The sequence below is a fragment of the Lentzea kentuckyensis genome (genome assembly GCF_002150765.1).
In the GTDB taxonomy this organism is placed as follows: domain Bacteria; phylum Actinomycetota; class Actinomycetes; order Mycobacteriales; family Pseudonocardiaceae; genus Lentzea; species Lentzea kentuckyensis.
Genome location: NZ_MUYM01000030.1, coordinates 20,379 through 36,835 on the forward strand (window position 1 = coordinate 20,379; position 16,457 = coordinate 36,835).

Here is a 16,457-nt window from a genome sequence, read left to right on the forward strand (position 1 = left end):
TCGAGTTTGCCGCTGATGGGCGGCGACAAGCACCGTTCAGCGTCGCGCGGGGCTGTCGGCGTCGGGCACACCCAGGTCGGCGAAACCGTGCGACGCCCGGGCCCAGTGTCCGAGTCCTGCCTGCGCGCGTGCTTGCTCGTAGCGGTCGCCGGTGCGCTCGGCGATCGTGAGTGCAGCCGTGTGCTCGGCGTGGGCGTCCTCGGTCTTGCCGGCGGCCAGTGAGACGGCGCCGAGGTTGTTGAGCGCGCTCGCCTCGCCGCTCTCGCTGCCCAGCTGGGCGAACAGGGCGAGGGATCCTCGGTGAAGCTCGGCTGCCCGGTCGAGATCGCCCTGCTCGGCGGCGACGGCACCCAGGGCGGCGAGCGCTTCGGCTTCCCCGTGGCGCGCACCCATCCGCCGGAAGCCCGCCAGCGCTTTGTCGCAGTACTGCTGGGCGGAGGTGAGGTCACCCTGCTTCAGGCGGATCGTGCCGAGGCTGTTCAGCACGTACGCGATGCCGAGCGGGCTGCCGACCTCGTGGTAGGCGTCCAGCGCCTGTACGCAGACCACCGCCGCGGACGTGTAATCGCCCAGTCTGAAGTGGACGAAGCCCAGCTCGTCGAGTGCGTGCGCCTCGCCGTCGCGGTCGCCGATCTCGCGGATGATGACCAGTGCCTCGGAGAGGTGCCGAACCGCGCGCTGGTAGTCACCCTGCGCCCGGATGGTGTTGCCGAGGTTGTTGTGCGCGCGGAACACGCCGAAGCGGTCCCCCACCTGTTCGTGGAGAGCGAGCCCCTGGCGGTAGCAGTGGACGGCTTCGTCGAGCCGGCCCTGCTGGTGGCGCACGTTGCCGAGGTCGATCAGCAGGTGGCCCTGCCCGCTGCCGTCGCCCATGGCGCGGTAGAGGTCGGCGGCCTCGGTGAACATCTCGCCCGCCCGTGGGTAGTCGCCGCGCCGGTAGTGCATGGTGCCGGCGCCGTCGAGCAGGATCGCCTGGGCGGCCTGGTCTCCTGACTCACGGGCCAGGTCGAAGGCGTGGGCGTGCAGGGTGCGGGCGTCGTCGTAGTGGCCGCCGATGTCCAGGTACCGCCACAGAACGGTGGCCAGCCGCACCGCGTGGGACGGCAGGCCGTGCGTCGCCGCGTGTGCCGCGCTCAGGACGAGGTTCTCGCGGTGGGCATCGGCCCAGGCGAGCGCCGCGGCGCTGTCGGGCAGATCCGGGCACGGGGTGGCGGGCGCCGGGAGGTCGGGAAGATCGGGACGGCGGTGCCGGTCGCCGGGCGTCATCCGGTTCATCGCGGTGACCGCGGTGTGCAGGTAGTGATCCAGCAGGCGGGTGAGCGCGGCCCGGCACTCCTCGGGGCTCTCGTGGGTCGCGGCGAGCTCGGCCGCGTACACGCGCAACAGGTCGTGCATGCCGAACCGCCGCCAACCGGCCCGCTGGACCAGGTGGGCACGGGCCAGCAGGTCGAGGACGTTCCGTGCGGCGCGCACGTCCGTGCCGAGCAACGCGGCCATGGCGTAGGGGTCCACGTCGACACCGGGATGCACACCCAGCACGCGGAACGCGCGGGCCGCCTCGGCGGGCAGTTGCCGGTACGAGAAGGCGAACACGGCCCGGATGCCGGCGCTCTCGTCGAACACGTCCAGCCGTTGCCGCTGGTCCGCGAGCTCGTCCACCAGCTCGGCGAGGCCGCTGTCCTGGCGGCTGATCGCGAGCTCGGCGACGACCCGCAGCGCCAGGGGCAGCCGGCCGCACTGGGCCGCGAGTGCGTTGGCGGCCACCGGTTCACCGTCCACGCGGGCACCGATGAGACCGTGCAGCAGGGTGAGCGACTCCTCGGTGGGCAGGACGCCGAGGTCGAGGCGGCGGGCGCCGTGCCGGGCCACCAGCCCCGGCAGGCTGTCGCGGCTGGTCACCAGCACCAGGCAGGACGGACTGCCCGGCAGCAGGAGGCTGACCTGCTCGACGGACGAAGCGTTGTCCAGCAAGATCAGCATCCGGCGGCGGTTGAGCAGGGTCCGGTAGGCCGCGGCCCGTTCCTCGACGTCCGCCGGGATCCCGGCACCCGGCACGCCCAGCGCCCGCAGGAACGCCGCCAGCAAGTCCCCCGGGTCCACCGGTTGCTGGTCGTCGTACCCGCGCAGGTTGACGTGCAGCTGGCCGTCGGGAAACCGGTCGCGGACCCGGTGTGCGAAGTGGACGGCCAGCGCCGTCTTGCCGACCCCTGCGGTGCCGGCCACCGCGGAGATCACCATCTCCCCGTCGCCGATGGCCTCCAGGTGCTCCTGCAGCACGGACAGTTCGAGGTCACGACCGGTGAAACCCGCGACGTCGGCCGGCAGCTGGGCCGGGGTCACCTGGTCCGGTTCGGCCGTGACCGCGACCGGCTCGGCCAGGATGATCTGGTGCGCCTGCCGCAGTTCCGCGGAGGGATCGATGCCCAGCTGCTCGACCAGGGCTGACCGGATCCGGGCGTAGCAGGCGAGCGCCTCGCCGAGGCGCCCCGCCGCGTACAGCGCCCGCATCAGCACCCCGGTCAGCGGTTCGTGCAACGGATGTTCCGCGACCAGTCCCGTCACCGTGTCGATCACCGCTGCCGAGTTGTCCAGCCGCAGCTCGATCTCGGCCCACAGCACGACCGCGTCGATGCGCTGCCGCTGCCAGGTCTGCCGTATCCCGGTGGCCCACTCACCCGCCATCTCCGCGATGGGGATGCCGCGCCACAGCCCCAACGCGTCGCGCATCAGTTCCGCCTGGAGCCGGTCCTGATCCCGCGCGGTGCGGGCATCTGCGACGAGGCGGTGGAACCGATGCACGTCCACCGACTCGGGATCGACGTCGAGCAGGTACCCGCGCGATCTTCGAACCAGTCGTGGCCCCGCCGGCTCGACGGCGAGAACTCCACGCAATCGGGCGACATAGGCATAAATCGCGTGCCGGACCTGTGCGGGCGGCGAGTCTCCCCACACCCGGTCCACGATGGACTCCACCATTACCGGTTTTCCAGCATCAATCGCGAGTGCCGCAAGCACACTGCGCTGCCGGGGTGGACCGATGTCGACCAAATGGCCGACAGTCGTCTCGACCTCGATTGGGCCGAGCAATCTGAATCTCAACAGTCCTCCGGTCGGTCGAGCAGCAGGGACAGCACCCACCTGACCTGCACGGCGAGAAAGCTACAGGGTTTCGAACAACCTTGTCGAGCCATGATCGACAGCACGATTTTCACAGTGACTCCGGGCAACGCAATTCCAGTCGGCAATCCATGACTGGAGCGCGTCGGAAACATTTAAGAGAAAGGACGCGCAGTGTCGAGAAAAAGAACTCGGGGCCTGATCACGGGCGTCGCCGCGACGATGTTCGCCGCAGGCCTGATGACGGCGCCGGGGCCAGTCGCCGCCGCGGCGGACGTCCCCACCACGGACAGTCAGACGCTGGTCTACCTCACCAGCGGCTTCGGGCAGGGAATCGTGTTGTGCGCCAACCCGGACGACACCAGCCTCTGGATCGGCGAGCAGGAGGACGCGGACGCCTACTGCCAGTGGGAGCAGATCGGCGACGACGGTCAGTTCACCTTGTTCAACCCCGCCAAGGGCATGGTCCTCACCGGGGTCGGTGCGGACCACCCGCTCGTCATGGACGAGCTCGTCTTCCCCGCCGACAAGGCCCAGACCCAGAGCTTCTCCTGGGGCGAGGCCAAGGAAGGGGGCCGCGCCCTGCGGTGGAACGGCGACCAGTCGCAGAACGTCGACGCGGGCAGCGGCGCCAAACCCTCCGCGGACGCTCTCGGGTTGAGTGCCTGGAGGGACCAGGTCGAGCAGACCTGGAACGTCCAGAACGCCGGCCCGAGCACGCGGTCGGCCAAGGCCCGGTCGACCAGCGCCGTGCGCGTGACGAGCAGCCAGTGGTCCAACCGGTTCCTGTGCGCCGTCGTCGGTGACGGCATACCGGACAACGGCAGGGTGAAACTGTCGGACGACGTCCAGGACAACGCCTGCGAATGGCTGCCCTTCGGGCCAAAAGACGGCCCGTTCGTCCTATACAACCCGGAGTACGGCAAGGTGATCACCTTGAACGGCGGCGCGGGCGGCCCGTTGGTGATGGGCGACAAGACCTATCCCAACGACAAGCGTGAACTCTGGGCGTTCAACCCGAAGCAGGTGCTGGTGTGGGCCGGCGACCGCAACCAGGCCGTCGACGCCGGTGCCAAGGCGCCTGCCAAAGGACCGGTGAGCACGCGAACCTGGGACCCGAACAACCCGGGACCGTTCGTCTGGACGTTCATCACCGCCGAGCACCCCACGGCCGTGGTGACCCTGGGCGACAGCTTCATGTCCGGCGAGGGAGGTCGCTGGAAGGGCAACAGCAACAACTTCTCGGGAACCAACGACGGCACCGACCGCGCCTACGTCGGGACTTTCTCGTTCGACGACCCAAAGCTGGTCTACGGCGCGTCGTACAAGAACGGTTGTAACCGCTCGAACTCGGCTGAGCCCCACAGCAGCAACGCCTATGACGTCCAGATCAACCTGGCCTGCTCCGGCGCCAAGACCGAGAACATCTACCTCACCGGCTACAAGGGCGAAGCACCGCAGGCCGACCAGCTGGCCACCGTGGCGGCCAAGTACGACGTGCGGCTGATCGCCCTCTCCATCGGCGGCAACGACCTGGGCTTCTCCGGCGTCATCAAAGCCTGCGTCAACGCCTACGTCTTCAAACAGGGCACGTGCTGGAACGAGCAGCAGAAGAACATCATCGGCAAGCTGGGCACCACCAGGGACAACGTGGTGAACGCCCTCAACGCGATCCGCACGGCCATGGAGAAGGCCGGCTACCGCGACCCGGCGCACTACCGGATCGTCCTGCAGTCGGCTCCCTCTCCCCTGCCCAGAAGCAAGGACATCCGCTACCCGGAGGACAACGACCGCACGCTCGTCGGTGGTTGTCCCTTCTGGAACGACGACGCCGACTGGGCCCGCGACAAGCTGACCCCCGAGATCTCCAACATGCTCAAGTCCGCTGCCGAGATCGCGAAGGTGGGCTTCCTCGACCTCCAGAGCGCACTGGACGGGCGGGAGGTCTGCAACAAGGCCAGCCAGTTGGTGAACAGCACGACCAAGCCGCCGAAGGGCACCATCCACGAATGGGCGCGGTTCCTGGTGAGCGGAGCGACCCAGGGACAGCGGCAGGAGTCCTTGCACCCCAGCTACTTCGGCCAGCGCGCCCTCGGCAGATGCCTCGCCCTGTACAACGAGAACCTGTTCGCCCAGGCGAGCTGCACGAACACTCCCAAGCAGGAACCGGAGAGGATGGTCCTGACCGAGATCGAGCCGTAGGTTCGGACCGTCGACAACGCGAAGGCCGGTTGCGGACGAGAGTCCGCAACCGGCCTTTCCCGCACGGGAGCGCAGACGGGACGGACTAGCTGATGGTCCAGTCGCGGCCGTCGTAGCGGCAGTCGAGGTGGTCCTGCCCCTCGCCGAACTTGACCTGCTGCGGGACCGTCAGCTGCTGGATGTCCATGACCTCGGTCTTATCGTAGGTACCAAAGGCGATCCAGTACTGCGGCGTCGGCGTGAAACCGATGTTCGTGTTCGAGCTCGTCGGGCAGGCGAACGTGCCGAACCCCGACATACCGATGCCCACTGATCCGGAGGTGGGATCGCCCGCCTTGGGAACCGACCTGTCCTCGAAGACGTACAGGCCGTTCCCTTCCTGGAAGACCGGCTCGCTGAACCTGTAGCCGTTGTTCTTGAAGCTGAGGGTGGTGGCGTTGGCCTTGCCCAGTTCCGCGTCGACAGAGCCGCTGGCGGAGACCCTCGTTCCAGGCTTGAGCGTTCCGTTCCTGCTCCAGATGAAGCTGTACTGGATTTCCCAGCCGAAATCGACGACATCGCCCGGATTGCACGGAAAAGCCTGCCAGGCCAGAGTCACGACACCAGGCTGCATCTTCGGCAGCTGCTGGTAGATGAGGGCCTGGTAGCCATCCAGCTTCGAGTCGTTGGTAATCGTGAGGGAGTAATTGTTCGGCGCCTCCGGGGCGCCCTGAAGGAGGCGCGGCGCCGCGGTCGCCGCCTTGGCCAGGCCGGTGCCGATGAACGCGGCGCCGGCCGCGACGCCCAGAGCCTTGAGGCCCTGTCTCCGGCTGAAAACGATGTCTTCCATCTGTCCTCCTGGACACGGGATTGCGACGAATGGGCCAGTGCTGGCCGGAGCCGACGGCGGGCAGGCCGCGGCAGCGGCACGACGTCGACCGTGTTGACCTGGTCTGCCGTACGCCGTGGCAAGAGTCCGGTGTGGAACTGGGGCGAAACCTTGTAGTTTTCTGTACGCGCAGGTACGGGCACGCAGTGTGACCGCCGCACCGGGGCAGGGGGCATGGTGGAGTTGCGGTTGCTCGGCCCGGTCGAGGCCGTCTCGGCAGGTGCTCTCGTCGACATCGGACCGCCCAGGCAACGCGGCGTGCTGGCGGCGCTCGCGGCCGACGCCGGACAGCTGCTGCCGATGGCGTCCCTGGTGGACCGGGTGTGGGGGCAGGCCCCGCCCGCGCGGGTGCGGGAAACGCTCTACACCTACATCACCCGCCTCCGCACGATCTTCGCCGCCACCGAGGACGCCCCGCACCTCGTCCGCCGCTCCGCCGGCTACCTCCTCGACCTCGATCCGGCACGGGTCGACGTCCACCGGTTCGAGCAGCTCGTGGAACAGGCACGACGGCCCGGCACGGAGAGGGCCGAGTTGCTGCGCGCCGGGCTGGAGCTGTGGCGCGGCACTCCCCTCGCCGGCATGCCGGGCAGGTGGGCCGACGAGGTGAGGCACGCATGGCAGCGGCGACGCATCGATGCCGCGGTGGCGTGGGCGGCCGAGCCTCGGGTGGGCGACTCGTCGGCGGTGATCGACGAGCTGACCGGCCTGGTGCTCGCCCATCCGCTGCACGAGCCGCTCACCACGGCGTTGATGTGGTCGCTGCACGCGGCCGGACGCACCGGCGAGGCGCTGGCCTGCTACCGGCGGCTGCGGCAGGAACTCGCCGACCAGCTGAGCGTGGACCCCGCCGCCGAGACGCAGCAGGCGCATCAGGCGATCCTGCACGGCGACTTCGGCCGGCCGCCCCGGCAGGCGGACCCGCCGGTCGAGATCGTGAGGAACCCGTCGACGGTCCCGGCTCAGCTACCGGCCGACGTCACCGGCTTCACGGGTCGGCGGCTCGAACTCCGTGCCCTGCACGAGCACCTGGCCGCGCCGGGAACCGCGATGGCGATCACCACGGTCGTCGGGGCCGCTGGAGTCGGCAAAACCGCGCTGGCCGTCCGTTTCGCGCACAGCGTCCGGGACCGCATGCCCGACGGGCAGCTCCACCTCAACCTGCGCGGGTACGACCACGAACAACCGGTCAGCCCCGGCGACGCACTGGCGGCGTTCCTGCGAGCTCTCGGCGTGGTCCCGGCCCAAATACCCGCGGACCTCGAAGAACGAGCCGCTCTCTACCGCACCTGGATGTCCCGGCGCCGGATGCTGATCCTGCTCGACAACGCGTCGACCGTCGACCAGGTCAGCCCCCTGCTTCCCGGCAGCCCGTCCTGTCTCGTCCTGGTGACCAGCCGGGACAGCCTGCCCGGCCTGGTCGCCGTGTACGGCGCCCATCGGGTCCTGCTCGACGTCCTGCCCCGCGACGAGGCGGTCACCCTGCTCCGCCGGCTGGTCGGCCCGCGCGTCGACGCCGAGCCCGCGGCCGCGGACGCTCTCGTCGACCAGTGCGGACGGCTGCCGCTCGCCCTGCGGATCGCCGCCGAGCTGGCCGTCACGCAGCCCGGCGGCAGCCTCGCGGACCTCGCCGAGGACCTCGCCCACGAGCAACGCCGGCTGGACCTGCTCGACGCCGGAGCGGACCCGCGCACCGGTATCCGCGCCGTGTTCTCCTTCTCCTACCGGCAGCTTCCAGCCGTTGTCGCGCAAGGGTTCCGCCGGCTCGGCCGGCATCCCGGCATCGACCTCGACCCGTATGCCGCCGCCGCGCTGCTCGACACCGACCTGGGTGCCGCCAAGCGCCTGCTGGACGTGCTGACCCGCGCCCATCTGCTCCACCGCGCGGGCCCGCACCGCTTCGGCATGCCCGACCTGCTCCGCGTGTACGCCGTCGAGCTCGCCGGAGGCCAGGAGACCGAGGCGTTGACCCGCCTGCTCGACCACTACCTGCACACCATCACGACCGCCATGAACCGCCTCACTCCCAGCGGCGACCTGCACCGAAGACCCGCACCGGCCACCCCGAGCCCAGACCTCACCACCGACGCCGCCGCACTGGCGTGGGCGGACGCCGAGCGGGTCAACCTCGTCGCCGCCGTGAAACACGCGGCCGCGCACGGCCATCCGACGCACGCCATCCGGCTGGCCACCGTCCTGAGCCACTACCTCGACATCAGCGGCCACCACGACGACGCCCTCGCCGTCCAGACCGATGCCCTGCGGACCGCCCGCGACCTCGGCGACCAGGCCGGTGAGGTGACCATGCTCGCCGGCATCGGCACCGTCGCATTCCGGCGCGGCGACTACCAGCGTGCCGCCGGCCTCTACCGACAAGCCGTCGATCTCCACGGCACCTCCGGCGAGCACGCCGAGCTGGCTCGACGGCTGGTCGTTCTCGGCAACTCGCACCACGCGCAGGGACGGTTCGACGAGGCGATCCACTTCTACCGCCAGGTACTCGTCCTCCTCGAGCAGCCGACCGACCTGGTCGGCAGGTTCCGCGCGCTGCACGACAGCCGCAACACCATCCAGGCACGGAGTGACTACCAGCGCGGGATCGAGCACATCACCGAGGCGCTGGTCGTCCTCCGCGAGCTCGGCTGCCGCGACGAGGAGGCACGCTCACTCGACGATCTCGGGTACATCGAGCTGCGGCTCGGCGACTACCCCGCCGCGGCTGACCACTGCCGGCAGGCCGTCGACGCCTACCAGGAGATCAACAACCGGCAGGGCATCGCGCACGCCCTGAACAACCTGGCCGCGATCCGCCTCCGGCAACAGGACCACGCCGCGGCCACCAACCTGAGCACGCGGGCGCTGGACCTCTACCGCGGGATCGGCGCCCGCACCGGCGAGGCCCAGGCCCTCGCCACCCTGGGCAACATCGCCGCCGAGCAGGGCGACCTCGACCAGGCCACCGCCCACCACCGCGCCTCGGTCGCCCTCTTCGCGCAGACCGGCAACAAGGCGGGCGAGGCCAACGCGCTCAACAACCTCGGCACCGTGTCGACGGCCGCGGGACGAACCGCGGACGCCCACGCCGAGCACAGTGCCGCCCTGGCCATCGCCCTGCGCACCGGTGACCAATACGAGCGGTTCCGCGCCGTCGCCGGCCTCGGACACGCCCTGCGCCACGACGATCCCGCGGTTGCCCACCGGCACTGGGAGGAGGCGCTCGCGGGGTTCACCAGGCTCGGCGTGGCCGAGGCGGCGGAACTTCGGCGCCTGACCGCCGACGTTCTCGCCGGCGGCCAACCCGCCTGAGCGCCGTTTTAACGGTCGTCTCAGGTTTGCTCGATATGAAGTACGCATCGCCGGGCGACGCGGGACCGGCTACGTGCCCTGAAAGGCAGCAATTCATGATCTCTGTGCTTGTGGTGGAAGCGCAGCCGCTGCAGCGCTTCGGGTTTCGCATGCTGCTGGAGAGCACCCCCGACACCGAGATCGTCGGCGAGGCCGAGAACGGGGCCGAGGCCGTTCGGTGGACCACCAAGCTGCATCCCGACGTGGTGCTGATGGACATGCGCATGCCGGGCGTCGACGGGATCGAGGCCACCCGGCGCATCGTCGCCGCCGGTGGGCGTTCGCGGATCCTGATGCTGACGACGTTCGACGTGGACCGCGCGCTCGCCGCGCTGCGGGCCGGGGCAAGCGGTTTCCTGCTGAAGGACATCCGCCCGGAGGAACTGCTCGCCGGCATCCGGGCCGTCGCCGCCGGGGACGCGGTGATCGCGCCGGCGCTGACTCGGCGGCTGCTCGACGCGTTCGGCGACCGGCTCGGCGATGACCTCTGCGCGCCCGTGCGGGAGGATCCCCGGCTGGACTCCCTGACCGGCCGCGAGCGCGAGATCCTCGTCGCCATCGGCCAGGGCCTCACCAACGGCGAGATCGCGCAACGGTTCACGCTGGCGGAGTCGACGGTGAAGACCCACGTCGGACGGGTCCTCGCCAAGATCGGCGCACGGGACCGGATCCAGGCCGTCATCCTCGCCTACGACCTGAGACTCACCCGGCCGATCTAGCGCTTCATCTCGCATGTCCGCGGTTACGCGGTGACGACCCGCCCGTCGACGACTCGCACCGGCACCTTGGTCAGGGGTTTTGTGGCCGGCCCGCTGGTGACTTGGCCGTTGCCGTCGAAAGTCGAGCCGTGGCACGGGCAGCGGAAGCCGGAGTCAGCGGGTGTGACGGGGCAGCCCTGGTGCGTGCAGGTGGCGACGAATGCCATGAAGGTGTCGGTCGAGGGGCGCAACAGGTATGCGGTGGAACCGTTCGACGTGGTGAAGCTCGTCGATGAACCGACGGCGACGGCAGAGACCTCAGCGATCACGGTCTGGGAGTTCGTTCCTGGGTCTGTCGGCTCGCTTGTTTTCGGGTTCGTGGTGGTGGTGGTGGTGGTGCGACGGGTGAGGGCGACGACCCCGCCGCCGACGGCAGCGATCGTCGCGGTGATCAGGCCACCCCAGAGCAGAACGCGTCGCTCGACGTCGGCCGGGGCGGCGTTCGGCTGGCTACGACGGCGAATCGCGGCGCGCAGGCGGGCCGTCGTGGAGAACAGGCCCGCGTCGCCGGCAAGCAGCAGCGGGGTCCAGGCGGCCGCGAAGACGATGTCGGCGCCGAAGTAGTACGGGCTGGTCGTCCAGCTCACGGTGAGGAAGAAGCTCAGCGCGAGGAGAAACCCGCCGAGTGCGGCGATGCGGGTGAACAGCCCGAGCAGAGCACCCAGCCCGACAGCGACCTCGCCGAAGGCGATGACCAGGCCGATGACGGTCGGGTTCCCGGCCGCGAATGACACGAGCGGGCCGATCGGGGAGGTTGTCGCGGCGTGCAGCATCTGAGCTTGGACGCCGAGGGGTGAGGTGGCGTCCAGGTAGTGGGTGTCGAGGAGTTTGGAGAGGCCCGCGTAGAGGAACGTGCCGCCGAGGAAGACGCGCAGCGGCAGGAGCGCCCAGATCGGTGTCCATAGTGGAGCATCGGCCCGTGGCGTCGTTTCGCCGGGGGAAGGCCAGAAGGACAAGAGAAATCGCCTTTCATGCCGTGGGTGTGGCGATGACGTTCAGGCGGACGTGTGTGAGCTCAGAACTCACACACGTCCGACGCTTCGTCAGGACTTGCGAGGAGAGACCGTCATGATGCCCGCGCACATCTCGTCGCTGGTGCCGTCGCCCCACACCACGTAGCGCGGCGGCAGCTTGCTCAGCTGCGGCAGCCGTTTGCGCAGCCCCGCGTCGTGCGTGCACGTCACCCGCAGCGTGTCCTCCGGACCGATCTCCACCGGCGACGGCAGCTTCACCAGCCGCTGGTTGTCGAAGTCGAACTGCGGCACGTCCAGCACGACCTTGGCGTTCGGCGTGCCCGGGTTGAGTTCGACCTTGATGGCCCGCCCGAGCAGGTGCATGTGACCGAAACCAGCGAACAGCGTCATCGGCGCCGGCACCTTGTGGTCGCAGGTCTGGGTGTCACCGGGCTTCGGCGCGCTCTGGCCGCACTCCTCCAGCTGCCGGGCCGCGGTGCCGCCGACGTCCGGCCCGAACCGCTTCGTCACGTCCGCGATCGAGGCCGCGCGGTCACAGAGCGGACCCGACTCGTCGGCGGCGCAGGGCAGGTCGGTCGGCGCGTCGAGCGGGAACGTGTCGAGTTCCCGGGTCTGCGGCGTGCCGTCCGTCAGCCGCAGCCGCAGCGCCGAGCGGTCCGACCCGGCCGGCTTGCCGTCGCTCGCAAGCAGGTTGTAGTGCATCTGGAGGACGACCAGGCTGCCCGGCTCCAGCTTGAAGCCGACGTCCTGGGTGAACAGCGTCTCCGTGGCGCCCGGCGCCCAGGTGTCCACCCACGTCGCTTCCCCCGCTTCTACGTCGGCGCCGTCCACACCGGTCCCGCCGAAACACTGCCAGCCGGCGCCAGGGGTCTTCGCGTCCTGCTCGCGCACCGCGGCAGCGCCGCCCGGCGGCACCACGTACACGATGCCGTGGTGCGCGAGGGTGACGTTCTCCGGCGTGACCTGGGTCCCGGTCAGGAACGCCGCCTTGGTCAGGCCCGGATCGATCACCTGGCACCGGTACTCGTCCGTGCCGCCGCCCTCCGGCGGCGCGGGCGTGTAGGCCTCCGCCATCTTCAGGTCGACGAACCGCTCGCCGGCGCGCAGCGGCTGAGGTGGAGCCGATTTCTCGCCCCCGTGCGCGTGGTGCGAGCCGCCCACGGCAGGCGCCGGGCTGTTGCCTGCGTTCGACCCGCAGGCGACAACAGTGAACGCCGTCGCCACCGCCATGGTGGCCACCCCGAGCCTCCACAGTGGACTATCAGGTTTTCTCATGACTTGAACGCTAGAACCGATTCCGTCCGGTTTCGTCCTACCGCGGTTGTCATTCTCGGGAGGCAGGTGGTACCACGGTACCTCTCTTGTCCACATCGGACTGATCTTTCGGGATCGCGGCTGCTGGAAGGTCGACCCGCAGCAGCGCGCCACCGCGGGAGGACCGGGCGACGGCGGCCCGGCCGCCGTGGGCATCGACGACCCGCTGCACGATCGACAGCCCCAGACCGGATCCCGGCAACGCCCTGGCGCTGTCGGCGCGGTAGAACCGGTCGAACACCCGCGGTACGTCGGCGGCGTCGATGCCCGGCCCGGCGTCGTCGACCTCGAGCACTGCCGACGCACCCTGGGCCCGGAGCCGGACCTCGACCGGATGGTCCGCCGGGGACCACTTGCCGGCGTTGTCGATGAGGTTGAGCACCGCCCGTTGGAGCGCGGCGGGACGCCCGCTCACCCACACGGAGGTCACGTCGAGCGCGACCTCGATGTCGGGCATGCGGGAACGTACCTGGGTCGCGGCGGCCACCACCACGTCGGCCAGGTCGAGCAGTTCGGTGCTCTCGTCGGTGACGTCACCGCGCGCCAGGTCGGTCAGCTCGGCGGCCAGGGTGCTCAACTCGGCCACCTGGGCGCCGAGATCGTTGAGCAGCCGGGTCCGGCTCTCCGCCGGCAGTCCGCTGTCCAGGGTGCCGCGCCGATCGAGCCGGATCAGCAGCTCGATGTTGAGGCGCAGGCTGGTGAGCGGGGTCTTGAGCTCGTGGGCGGCGTCCTCGGCGAGCAGCCGCTGGGCCCGTCGGGAGTCCCGGAGCGCGGCGAGCATGTCGTTGATCGACTGGATCAGCCGCCGGATCTCCCCACCGCCCTCGTCCGGGATGTCGGCGTCGAGATCCCGGGTGTGCGCGACACGGACCGCGGCGGCGGTCAGCCGGTCGATCGGTGCCAGCCCGGTCCGCGCCACGGCCCGCCCGACCAGAGCGCCGCAGACCACGCAGAGCAGCCCGATCAGCAGCATGCCCAACCCGAACTCGTTGATCGGGCTGTCGTCGGCGACGCGGGCCACCTGGACCGCGCCGTCGCCCGCGCGCAGCGTGTAGACGAGGTAGCCGTCCTCGTCGCTGTCGCCCGCCTCCATCAGGTCAGCCGACGCGCCCTGCGCCACGCGCCCGGCCTGCTCGCTGACCGGAGGCAGCGCGGGTTGGCCGTCCGGCGTCCGGGTCGACCCGTCGGGCAGGATGACCCGCACCAGCTGACCGGATCCGGGATACGGCGGTAGCTGGACCTGTGCGAGACCGGCGCGCTCCGCGTTCGCCGCCAGGACGCGGGAGTCGGCGCGCAACTGATCCTCCGCGGTGTTCTGCAGCTCCCAGGCCAGTAGCTCGCTGGCCACTTGGAAGGACACGAACACGCTGACCGCGATGGCCGTCGCCGCGATCACCGTCAGCCTGGTCCGCAGGGACCGCCTGCGCCACCAACGGGTCAGCCGGCGCGGGCCCCGGCCGGCGGGCACGCTCACGGAGGGGTCTCCCGCAACGTGTACCCCAAGCCGCGCAGCGTGTAGATCAGTCGCGGCTCACCTTCGGCCTCCATCTTGCGGCGCAGGTAGCTCACGTACACCTGGAGGCTGTTGGCAGTGACGCTCATGTCGAAGCCCCAGATCGCCTCGAACAGCGCGCCTCGGGTCAACACCTGGGGCGCGTTGCTCATGAGGACCTGCAGCAGGGTGAACTCGGTCCTGGTCAGGCGGAGCGGCCGCTCGCCCCGCCACGCCTCGAACCTGTCGGGATCGACCCGGACGTCGGCGAACGTCAGGATCTGCGACTCGTCGTCGCCCGGCGCGCGGCGGCGCAGCAGGGCCCGGACCCTGGCGAGCAACTCCTCGGTGGCGAACGGCTTGGGCAGATAGTCGTCGGCGCCCGCGTCCAGCCCCGCGACCCGGTCGGAGACCTGATCCCGGGCGGTCAGCATCAGCACCGGCAGATCCCGGCCCGCCGCCCGCAACCGCCGGCAGGTCTCCAACCCGCCGAGGCGGGGCATCATCAGGTCGAGGATCAGCAGATCCGGCGCGTCGCCACCGATCCCGTCGAGCACGGCGAGACCGTTGGCGACGGTGCTGGTCTCGTAACCCTCGACCTGGAGCACCCGCTCCAGCGACTCACGGATGGCCGCCTCGTCATCCGCGATCATGATCCGCACGCCGGCCCGCCCCCCTTCCAGTCGATGCTTTGCCGCACATCGTCCCCGATGAACCTGAGGCCAGGGTTAAAGCGCGCCGCTGCGGTGCTCGCGAGGTCCGGTGGTCGTGCTTCGTGCGAACGTCTTTCGCACCACTGGCCGTAGTCGTTTCACGACCATGACAATCAGGCGTGACCAAATGTTCGAATCGAATTTCGTCGATCTCGACTGACGCCCGCCGATCAGCGGCGCGGAAAGGATTGACTGCATGGTTTGACCCTGCCATCTTGGAAAGCGCTTTCCATTTTCTGCCGCACCAGGCAGATCTACCTGGTTTCGACGGCCTCAAGACCTGAAGAGAGAAACCCATGGGTTCACGAGCAAGAAGGTTCAGGATCGGCCTCCTCGCTGCCGCGCTGGCGATTGCCGCGTCCGCGTCCGGCTTGACGAGTCCGGTGTCGGCCAACACCATGAACCAGCTGAACGCTTCACAGATCGTCGCCGACATGGGCGCGGGCTGGAACCTGGGCAACCAGCTGGAAAGCACCATCGACGGAACTCCGAACGAGACGGCATGGGGTCAGCCGGTCGTCACGCAGGCCCTCATCGACAAGGTGCGGGCCGCCGGGTTCAAAACGATCCGAATCCCGGTCTCCTACCTGAGGTCCATAGGCTCCGGGCCGAACTACACGATCAGTTCCTCCTGGCTGGACAGGATCCAGACCGTCGTCAACTACGCGTACAACCGCGGCATGTACGTATTGATCAACATGCACGGCGACGGCTACAAGAACTTCACCGGCTCCTGGCTGATCTGCGACTCGTCCTCGCAGGCGACGATCAAGGCCAAGTACGAGAAGGCCTGGCAGCAGATCGCGCAGAGGTTCCAGAACTACGACCAGCGCCTGATCCTGGAGTCGATGAACGAGAACTTCGACGGGCAGTACGGCAACCCGACCCAGCCGTGCTACTCGAACATCAACAGCTACAACCAGATCTTCGTGGACACCGTGCGGCGGGCCGGCGGGAACAACAGCTCCCGGTGGTTGCTCGTGCCCGGCTGGAACACGAACATCGACTACACCGCGGGCAACTACGGCTTCCGGCTGCCGACGGACCAGTACCGCTCCCCGTCGATCCCCAGCAACGAGAAGCGCATCATGATCTCCGTTCACTACTACGCTCCGTGGGACTTCGCCGGAGAGGAAAACGGCCGGATCACGCAGTGGGGACGGGGATCGACCAATCCCTCGAAGAAGTCCACCTGGGGACAGGAGGACTACCTGGACTCGCAGCTGAAGCTGATGCGTGACGTCTTCGTCTCGAAGGGCTACCCGGTAGTGGTCGGTGAATACGGCTCGATCGACAAGTCGTCGTTCGACTCGTCGAACAACAGGTACCGCGCTGACTTCGCGCGTGCCGTCGTGACCACTTCGAAGAAATATGGCGCGGCCACCGTTTACTGGGACAACGGCTACAACGGCCAGTACGGGTTCGGCCTGTTCGACCGAGGTGCCCGCACCGTGACGCAGCAGGGCATCATCAACGCCATCATGGGTGCCGTCGCCGGCTAGCAGCCGTAGCAACACGTCCTAGTAGGTTGTCGCGGCCTNNGCCAGAACTAAGCCGCGACGCACCACTAGTCCGGGTCGCGGAGTCCGACTGCGTCATGCCGCCAGAACGGCTCCGAATAGACCAGCGTTCCGGTCATCCACGGCTCGTACTTCGGGAGCTTGACGGCCTGGA

10 protein-coding genes are annotated in these 16,457 nt (G+C 69.2%); 4 read left to right on the plus strand and 6 right to left on the minus strand.

Going from position 1 to position 16,457, the window contains the following annotated elements; genetic code table 11:
* Positions 1-36 precede the first annotated feature (36 nt).
* Complete coding sequence (locus B0F77_RS16270) at positions 37-3,138, minus strand: AfsR/SARP family transcriptional regulator (RefSeq protein WP_086663743.1); 3,102 nt, start codon at positions 3,136-3,138, stop codon at positions 37-39.
* A gap of 153 nt (positions 3,139-3,291) precedes the next feature.
* Between B0F77_RS16270 and B0F77_RS49030 the strand changes: the two genes are divergently transcribed.
* Entirely contained in the window at positions 3,292-5,319 is a 2,028-nt protein-coding gene (locus tag B0F77_RS49030) for a GDSL-type esterase/lipase family protein (RefSeq protein ID WP_211293827.1), read from the plus strand.
* An 85-nt stretch (positions 5,320-5,404) separates the two neighbouring features.
* On the opposite strand, the gene B0F77_RS16280 is transcribed toward B0F77_RS49030, so the two are convergent.
* On the minus strand, positions 5,405-6,148 hold the full coding sequence (locus B0F77_RS16280; protein WP_086663744.1) for a hypothetical protein: 744 nt from the start codon (positions 6,146-6,148) through the stop codon (positions 5,405-5,407).
* Positions 6,149-6,361: 213 nt separating this feature from the next.
* On the opposite strand from B0F77_RS16280, the gene B0F77_RS16285 reads away from it, so the two are divergent.
* Positions 6,362-9,493: an AfsR/SARP family transcriptional regulator gene (locus B0F77_RS16285; protein ID WP_086663745.1), complete on the plus strand. Its 3,132-nt coding sequence runs from the start codon at positions 6,362-6,364 to the stop codon at positions 9,491-9,493.
* 95 nt (positions 9,494-9,588) lie between these two features.
* Positions 9,589-10,251 (plus strand): response regulator, encoded by a 663-nt coding sequence (locus B0F77_RS16290; RefSeq protein ID WP_086663746.1) that lies wholly within the window; start codon positions 9,589-9,591, stop codon positions 10,249-10,251.
* 23 nt (positions 10,252-10,274) lie between these two features.
* Here B0F77_RS16290 and B0F77_RS16295 read toward each other — a convergent pair whose 3' ends face one another.
* The 4 genes from B0F77_RS16295 to B0F77_RS16310 all read right to left on the minus strand — a co-directional run bounded on the left by B0F77_RS16295 (position 10,275) and on the right by B0F77_RS16310 (position 14,732).
* On the minus strand, positions 10,275-11,246 hold the full coding sequence (locus B0F77_RS16295; protein WP_086663747.1) for a Rieske 2Fe-2S domain-containing protein: 972 nt from the start codon (positions 11,244-11,246) through the stop codon (positions 10,275-10,277).
* Between the two features lie 87 nt (positions 11,247-11,333).
* On the minus strand, positions 11,334-12,539 hold the full coding sequence (locus tag B0F77_RS16300) for a monooxygenase (protein ID WP_143466769.1): 1,206 nt from the start codon (positions 12,537-12,539) through the stop codon (positions 11,334-11,336).
* A 49-nt stretch (positions 12,540-12,588) separates the two neighbouring features.
* Positions 12,589-14,052, minus strand: a complete 1,464-nt coding sequence (locus tag B0F77_RS16305) for a HAMP domain-containing sensor histidine kinase (protein ID WP_086663748.1) — start codon at positions 14,050-14,052, stop codon at positions 12,589-12,591.
* Complete coding sequence (locus B0F77_RS16310; protein WP_086663749.1) at positions 14,049-14,732, minus strand: response regulator transcription factor; 684 nt, start codon at positions 14,730-14,732, stop codon at positions 14,049-14,051. Before B0F77_RS16310 ends, B0F77_RS16305 begins: the two co-directional genes overlap by 4 nt.
* A 347-nt stretch (positions 14,733-15,079) precedes the next feature.
* Between B0F77_RS16310 and B0F77_RS16315 the strand changes: the two genes are divergently transcribed.
* Positions 15,080-16,285 (plus strand): glycoside hydrolase family 5 protein, encoded by a 1,206-nt coding sequence (locus B0F77_RS16315; protein ID WP_086663750.1) that lies wholly within the window; start codon positions 15,080-15,082, stop codon positions 16,283-16,285.
* Positions 16,286-16,457: the final 172 nt, after the last annotated feature.